Origin of the sequence: Xenorhabdus sp. KJ12.1, from assembly GCF_963876495.1 — a bacterium.
GTDB classification, from domain to species: domain Bacteria; phylum Pseudomonadota; class Gammaproteobacteria; order Enterobacterales; family Enterobacteriaceae; genus Xenorhabdus; species Xenorhabdus stockiae.
Genome location: NZ_CAWNQH010000065.1, coordinates 71,630 through 79,250, shown reverse-complemented (window position 1 = coordinate 79,250; position 7,621 = coordinate 71,630). Strand labels below are relative to the sequence as shown.

Sequence of the window (7,621 nt, the reverse complement as noted above, 5' to 3'; positions counted from 1 at the left end):
CCGGTTTTTTGTTAACCATTTTAACGGGATTGATTGCTTACTGCCTTAAAGAGAAAAAGCCATCACTGAAAATTTTCTACTCAGAAGAAGATATTTCAGTAATAGCTTAAGCGGAATTGGGGTTAATATACGGTACTTTTGCTGGGGAAATCACTGGGGAGCATGTCCCACTGACAACCGCTCTTAAGGATATACAGCAGTGCACAAAACACCTCATACACATCCACTTTCCGAGGATGTGTGCGTTTTCGGCTGCTGAGCAACAAGGGTTCAATTTCTTGAAAGACTTCTCGACTGATGTCACTAATGTAGGCTTTTCTCATCCTGTTAGGATACATGAAAAAGAGTTACGATTGAAAAAGATTCTGAATAAGCTGTAATACCCAATGAAGCTGGTTTTCCACAGCCCAGTGCTGTCGAGTCGCTTTGAGCGCTTGCTCCGCATTCATCGGCTGGCTACTGATAAAAAATCGCACAGAATCATGCCCTTTTCCTTTGACTACGCGCTCTAACTGAACGGCGATAATCGTTTTGGCTTGCCATTTTTGGCAAACCGGCATGTGTTCATCAACCGAGAGCTGCCAACAACGGCGGTGCTCTTTGCGGCCATGCGCGGTATCAAACGTTTCACAAAAACCCAGACCGGCATTATCTTCCGGCGTATCGTGCCAAAAAGCCGCAAATTGCGCCGTGATTTCCGCTGATAAGGTCGGTTGATTTCCTTTGACGGCTAATAAGTAATCGGCGGATTTTGCTAAAATCGTCTCGGCAATCTTCGTTTGTGTCCCGGCGGCATCGAGGCTGACCGAACATCCCGTCAGCTCTAGTTGCTGAAGTATTTCAGGAATTGCTTTGATTTCATTTGATTTTTTATCGACTTTCTGTTGCCCCAGACAAAGCCCCAATTCCGTTGACCACACATTCACGGTATGAACCCGGTTCGCTCCCCGGCCTTTTGCTGTGGCTCGCAGCGCTTTACCATCAACCGCAATCTGTCCAGAAAGGCTTTCACTGTCCAGAATATCGTTGATCCAGTCCTGATAGAGATGCTGTAATGTTTCCGGTGGCAGGATCGTGAAAATTCGGTTAAAGGTGTCATGCGCCGGTATGCCGTTCGGTAAGGTGAGCCAGCGCTTGAACCAACTTTCACGTTCTTGAGAAAACAAGGCAATTTCATCCCAGGTATTAAAACCACACGTCATGGCACAAAGCGTCATGAAAACAACTTCGGATAGAAGATGAGAACATTTTGATTGCTGGCGCGGGTCGGATAAGGATTCAACACGTTGAAGTAGCGGTGTTAGGGACACAAAAGCGACTCGATTTGTTGTTGACTTGAAAGAGGTCATGATAATGGGATCAGATCACAACAAAAATGGAGAATCAGGTCAACTCAGTGATGAACTCTTCACTTCATTTGATGAAAAAACGTTCATGCGTTGGCCCTGCCTACACATGTTCCGGTTTCCGTTTTACTTCGTTTTTGGTCAAGGTCTATAGAAAAGATACCAATGAATATTTTTTCTAATAAACCCCCGTCAGGAACTATAGAAAAAAACAGCAAGAAAAAAGGGGCTTTGTACGCCATTGGCCAACAACAAAATCTATCTTAAAGTTAGCGCGCTTTTGTCATTTTTTGTCGGCCATTTTACCCCCATTTTACCCCAGTTTTACCCCAATCAAATTTGAGGCATAAAAAAACCAACCGTAACAGGTTGGTTTTTCTAGGGAAATTTGGTCGGCATGATAGGATTTGAACCTACGACCCCCGACACCCCATGACGGTGCGCTACCAGGCTGCGCTACATGCCGATGACTTTGCTTATAGTACCTTTTTTTATTCGCAAAGCAAGTCCCTTCTTTAGTGAGTGATTGATTTTTAGGCAATTAGTTTGCTAAAAATCGTTTGATTTCAGTCAGTATTTGTAATAACTGAGTAAGATTCGGTTTTGCGTTCTGGATTTCATTGCCATCTGAGTCGTACAGATGGTAATCCCCATCTTTGGAAAGATAAATTGTGTTTTCAGTCGTTGTCACGATCAGTGAACCGTTCTCACCGGTAATGAGCCAAGGAATATTTCTTTGGCCTCTGAATAGGTCTTCTCCCTGAGAGTAATCATCAGGTGAGTTGCTTACGTGCAATAAACGCTGCATCAATGTAGTCATAACATCCTGATGACCCGTCAGTTTATTAATAACTTGTGCAGGTGTTCCCGGCCAATGAATGATCAATGGAACGTGCATTTGCTTACGATTAAATTTGTCACCGATAAACCATTTTGGATCGTCGTTTGTGATGGTGCTGCCATGCTTAGCAGTAATAACAACGATAGTGTTGTCCAGAATACCTTTATTTTTCAGTGTATCTAAAACGTTATTGATTTCAGTATCCAGTGTTTTTTTATCAATCTGAATTGACGAAGGTGAAATACCATTAAGGTTTAAAAATGAGAACCATGGTGTAGTACTATTACGCGAATTTAGCCATTGCTGCCATTGCTCTACAGTCAGGTTGTCATTTGGGTTAGCTTCGTAGGGAAGTGAGTAATCGGTTAAAATAGCCTGCCTATAAAGAGGTGTCTGGAATCCATCTGATGAATACAGACCAAACTGATACTTTTGGTGAGTTAAGGCATCAATAAGTGCTGAGGGTTTTCGACTATAAAGGATACTATCCAGATAGCCTGATGATATACCGTAGAATAAACCAAACAACGCAGTATCGTTTTTCATACCGGTACTAAAATGCTGAGTGAACTGAATGTTGCTCTTTGTGAAGCGCTCAAGAAATGGCATTTTATTTGCTGTAATGTCACCATTATCCAGACTATCCACAACCAGCAATAATAAATTATAACCGCGGCCGCTATCGCGGTAAGACAGATTATTCAATGGATACTCAATGGTCAGAGCAGCAGGGTTTCCTTGCTGACTGATGCGGCGTTGATATTCGTTCTTATCCAGCAAACCATGTTTCTCAAGAAATTTACGCGCTGTCATCGGGTATGAAAGCGGTAGATTTGAGCGTTGCATGGTGATAGGGCGATAGAAATTAGCATCTGCCCAGATATACATCATATGGGAGGCCACAAAAGCTGTGATAAAGATAGCCGCCATAGGTTTACCGAGCTTTTGCCGATTCAGGCTGCGTAATTTTTGCCAGCTCCAGGTTCCATACAGCATCTGCACCAGAAAAATAAGCGGAATGCAGATGAACATCAATTGCCATTCTCTTGCCCGTTCACCCTGTTCAGGATTAGTAACCAAATCCCATACCAATGGTGTCAGGTGCAGGTGAAAACGCACATAAATGGAAGAGTCAAATATCAGTAGTGTTAACCCTGCTGTTGCCAGAGCTGCGGAAAGAAATCGCAGTAAACGCTGTGACATCACAATAAATGTCAGCGGAAATAACACCAGTAAATAAGCGGCAAAAACAATAAAGCTAAAATGACCGAGCCAACTGACCAGCGCATAAATGCGACCAAACAGCGAACCCGGCCAGTCAGATGCGAATAAATAGCGACTGCCCAGCACAAGACTGAACACGATATTGAACAGAGCGAACCAGTGCCCCCAACTGATCATTTGAGAAACTTTTTCGCGATAGTGCTGGCGGTTAGTCACCATATTTTCTTACGTTAATTTTTTAATGGAAAAATTAATGCGCTTTATCTTCGTTAATTGAAGATTGTAACGCGTGTGCAAACGAGTTTGCGATATGTTTGCGTTGGGCTGGTGCAATACTCGTGTTGATCAAATTCGTGACCATGTTGCCTAAAACCATCAATGAAAGATCGGTAGGCACGTGGTTTTTTTCGAAAACACTTACTAGTTCAGCTAATAAATGTTCAACTTTTTCATCGCTGTAGCGAGATGACTGTGGCATGACTCAAATATCCTGAATGTACAAAGCCCAATATATTACCGTATAGAGGGGCTATTTTCTGCTTTTTTATGACAATTTAATTTCCTTATTGTACAAATTGTTGCCATTCTTGTGCCTGCTGCCTCATTTTAGCCTGTGATATGGGGAACGCGAATAATTAAATTGTGAACACTTTTCCATCATTGGGTTTTTTGGTTGCAGCAGAGAGGGAACAGTGTTTGAATACGCCGCTAACTGCAATACCCAGAAGGTCAGTGCTGTAAAAGGAGTAGAAATAATGAGTCTGGAAATTACCCAGATCGCGTTACATCAGTTGATTAAACGTGACGAACAAACACTGGAAGTGATTTTGCGGGATTCTCTGCTGGATACCAATCAGGTAGTCGAAGAGATGATGGCTGAATTACATCGTGTGTATAGCGCTAAAAGCAAGGCTTATGGTGTGTTCAGTGATGAAAGTGAGCTGGCTGAATCACTTCGCCATCAGCGCAAGGGAAATGAAGATTTTTTAGGTTTTAGCCGAGCGGCAACCGTTCGTCTGAAAGATGAACTGATAAAATACCCGTTTGCAGAAGGTGGCACGGTATTATTTTGCCAATATCGATATTTGGCTGTGGAGTATTTGCTAATCGCAGTTCTGAATAGCTGTAGTAGTACCTCAGTCGATGAGGCTCTGGATGTCAATACGACACAATATCTTGATATCCCACATGCTGATATCGTTGCCAGAATTGATTTGACGGAATGGGAAACTAATCCTGAATCCTGCCGCTATCTGACTTTCCTGAAAGGTCGGGTAGGGCGCAAGGTATCTGACTTTTTTATGGATTTTCTTGCCGCCAGTGAAGGAATGAATGCCAAGGTGCAGAATAAAGGATTATTGCAGGCAGTGGATGATTATTGCGAATCTGCTCAGCTTGATAAAAATGAGCGACAGGCTTATCGCCAACAAGTTTACAGTTACTGCAATGAACAGTTACAGGCGGGCGAAGAGATTAAGCTGCAAGAATTATCGCAGGAATTACCGCCATTAGGTGAACAGAACTTTCAGCAATTCTCCCAAAGTCAAGACTATGAGCTGGAAGAAAGCTTCCCGGCAGATCGCAGTACGTTGCGTCAATTAACTAAATTTGCCGGTAGTGGTGGCGGGTTAACGATTAACTTTGATGCCATGTTGCTTGGAGAAAGAATTTTCTGGGATCCAACGACGGATACATTGACGATTAAGGGAACGCCACCCAATCTGCGGGATCAGCTGCAACGCCGTGGCAGTAATAATCACTAATGTTGTCGGTTTTAAGGTTAAAATTTTCGTAAAAGCCAGAAATAAATAACGCCGCAAATGCGGCGTTATTTACTCGGCGTCCCGATAAAAGCTCGATTCTGGCTAATTAAGCACGCAGGAAATCAATGTGCGTCAGTTTAGGTTTAAACGGATGACGCTGTACTGCCTGCACTTTCACTTTAGTTTCTTTACCATCAACGACCAGAGTCAGAACTTCGTAGAATTCTGGCTTGCTTTCGTGGTTGATAACTGCATCGTGATCCAGTTCGATAGAAACTGGCTCTTGGTTACCACCATAAATGATTGCTGGAAACTTGTTAGCTCTGCGCAGGCGGCGGCTCGCACCCTTACCCTGCTCTTTACGTACTTCTGCATTAATAGTTAACATCATTTTTTCTCTATAAAAGAAGAAAATAAATCCTGCTACAGGCGACCCAGCAGCAGGTTCGATATTTGGCTTAACATTATGTATTACGCTAAGCGGGCGGCATTTTAACGAAAAACCGGTATGACAGCAAATATAAAGTACTCTGCTGTCTGTGATTGTGTTATTTAATACAGAGCATCAGCCCGGCGGAAGCGGCCCTGATAATCAAATATTTTTTCCCTAATCTGCCAGAATTGTCCTTTTTTCCGGGCTACAACAAAGTCAGGATGTCGCAGTAAAGGAAGTTGTTGCGCGATATCGCCCGCAGTTTTCCAAGATAAAGGAACCCCCGGAGCACGCTGATGGTGGCGTATAAATTGAAGTTCAAACACTTTTTTCTGGGCTGGTGTTGTTAAACGAAATAACTCAGAGACATTTGCACCGTCTTCATCGTAATAAGTAATCTTGAGCCACTCACCTTTATTGTCATTACCCGGAGTTAACTGCATCCCCCCACAACGTAACACCAGAGCATCTTTAAGTTTAAGTGCTGCTTTTAGCATATCATCAGGATCAACGAGTACTTCCTGACAATGATGACAACGTCGGGCCGCTATGTCATTTTCTGTGCCGCAATGTGGACAAGATTTAAAACGAAAGCGAAAATCACATTGATGCCGTTTTCCATTCTCGTCTTCTTCCCATCCCTGACAGCGACGTCCAAAATGCTCAATTATGTCTCCTTCTGCGGTACATTTTCCCCAGAAAGTATTGGCAAATCGGCAGAGCGGGCAGAATACCTGTACAGGCTGATTTTGTGAGTCGGGTTTGTGGCTTCCGACTTCTGGCGTATAAAGGTCATGGGGATTACCTGCATAATCTAAGATTAGGCATTCTTTTTTGTCGGGGAATAAACGCAGCCCCCTTCCAACGATTTGTTGATAAAGACTCACGGACTCAGTCGGACGTAATATCGCAATAAGATCAACATGGGGAGCATCAAATCCCGTTGTCAGTACAGCAACATTGACCATATAACGTAATTGCTGCTTTTTGAATGCATTGATCAAGAGATCTCGCTCATGGCTTGGTGTATCGGCACTGACTAATGCAGCTTGTCCTACCGGGAGTAACAGGGATATTTCTTTAGCATGTTCAACTGTAGCTGCGAAAATCATGACGCCTTTCCGATCTTCTGCATACTCAATAATTTGCCTGACAATATGTGGTGTAATGCGTTTTTGTCGCTTAATTTCCCGATTCAATTCAGCTGTATTGAAAATACCCTGCTGGCTGGTGCGTACCTGACTGAAATCATACTGCATAACGGGCATATCTAATCTTTCCGGAGGAACGAGAAAATTATGCTTTATCATATAGCGCAACGGAAGCTCATAAATACAGTCACGAAAGAAGCAATTTTCATCGCCGCGGATCATGCCGTGGTAGTGATACTGATATATCCAGCCAGCACCTAAACGGTAAGGAGTAGCGGTTAATCCCAGAATGCGTAGTTTTGGATTATTTTTTTGGAGTTGTTGGATAATTTGTTGATATTGGCTATTTTCGTCATCGCTGATCCGATGACATTCATCGATGATTAGCAGTGAAAATTGATGGTTGAAACGATCTAAGTTACGGGCAACGGACTGAATACTACCAAAAACAACTTTTCCTTCGCTCTGTTTTTGGTGCAGTCCGGCAGAAAAAATAGCAGCCGTGAGGTTATATGAACAATACTTACTATGGTTTTGTGCAACAAGTTCTTTAACATGTGCTAGAACCAAAACCCGACCATGAGCCAGCTTTGCCAGCTCAGCAATGACAAGACTCTTACCTGCACCAGTAGGTAAGACAATAACTGCGGGTTCTTTATGTTGGCGGAAATGGCGGATGGTCGCATCTACCGCTTCTTGCTGATAAGGGCGTAAGGTAAAAGCCATTGTTATATTACTGTCACGGATATCGGGTAAAAATCGTTGACAAAAGAATAGCATTTTTGTCTGTTCTATTTATTGATTTTACAATTACGCTATAAATTATCTGTTTAATCTTGTCATTCAGTAGTAGGCTTAAAGTC

General features: G+C 42.9%; 5 protein-coding genes, 1 tRNA gene and 3 pseudogenes. 2 read left to right on the top strand and 7 right to left on the bottom strand.

Going from position 1 to position 7,621, the window contains the following annotated elements:
* A pseudogene (locus AACS92_RS09590) lies at positions 1-110 on the top strand (IS982 family transposase); the annotation flags it as partial.
* 15 nt (positions 111-125) lie between these two features.
* Here the strand turns inward: AACS92_RS09590 and AACS92_RS09585 are convergent.
* From AACS92_RS09585 to AACS92_RS09565, 5 genes and pseudogenes are all read right to left on the bottom strand, one after another.
* A pseudogene (locus tag AACS92_RS09585) lies at positions 126-323 on the bottom strand (transposase); the annotation flags it as partial.
* A gap of 48 nt (positions 324-371) precedes the next feature.
* Positions 372-1,349: pseudogene (locus AACS92_RS09580) on the bottom strand (ISAs1 family transposase); the annotation flags it as partial.
* Between the two features lie 386 nt (positions 1,350-1,735).
* Positions 1,736-1,812, bottom strand: a tRNA-Pro gene (locus tag AACS92_RS09575).
* A gap of 75 nt (positions 1,813-1,887) precedes the next feature.
* Complete coding sequence (gene yejM / locus AACS92_RS09570) at positions 1,888-3,630, bottom strand: LPS biosynthesis-modulating metalloenzyme YejM (protein WP_099110992.1); 1,743 nt, start codon at positions 3,628-3,630, stop codon at positions 1,888-1,890.
* A 31-nt stretch (positions 3,631-3,661) separates the two neighbouring features.
* Entirely contained in the window at positions 3,662-3,889 is a 228-nt protein-coding gene (locus tag AACS92_RS09565) for a YejL family protein (RefSeq protein WP_099110991.1), read from the bottom strand.
* A 277-nt stretch (positions 3,890-4,166) separates the two neighbouring features.
* Between AACS92_RS09565 and yejK the strand changes: the two genes are divergently transcribed.
* Complete coding sequence (gene yejK, locus AACS92_RS09560; RefSeq protein WP_099110990.1) at positions 4,167-5,174, top strand: nucleoid-associated protein YejK; 1,008 nt, start codon at positions 4,167-4,169, stop codon at positions 5,172-5,174.
* A 106-nt stretch (positions 5,175-5,280) separates the two neighbouring features.
* Here yejK and rplY read toward each other — a convergent pair whose 3' ends face one another.
* Positions 5,281-5,562: a 50S ribosomal protein L25 gene (gene rplY, locus AACS92_RS09555; RefSeq protein WP_047679702.1), complete on the bottom strand. Its 282-nt coding sequence runs from the start codon at positions 5,560-5,562 to the stop codon at positions 5,281-5,283.
* Between the two features lie 164 nt (positions 5,563-5,726).
* Positions 5,727-7,484 carry a DEAD/DEAH box helicase gene (locus tag AACS92_RS09550; protein WP_099110989.1) on the bottom strand — a complete coding sequence of 586 codons (1,758 nt, stop codon included), beginning with the start codon at positions 7,482-7,484 and terminating at the stop codon, positions 5,727-5,729.
* Between the last annotated feature and the right edge of the window lie 137 nt (positions 7,485-7,621).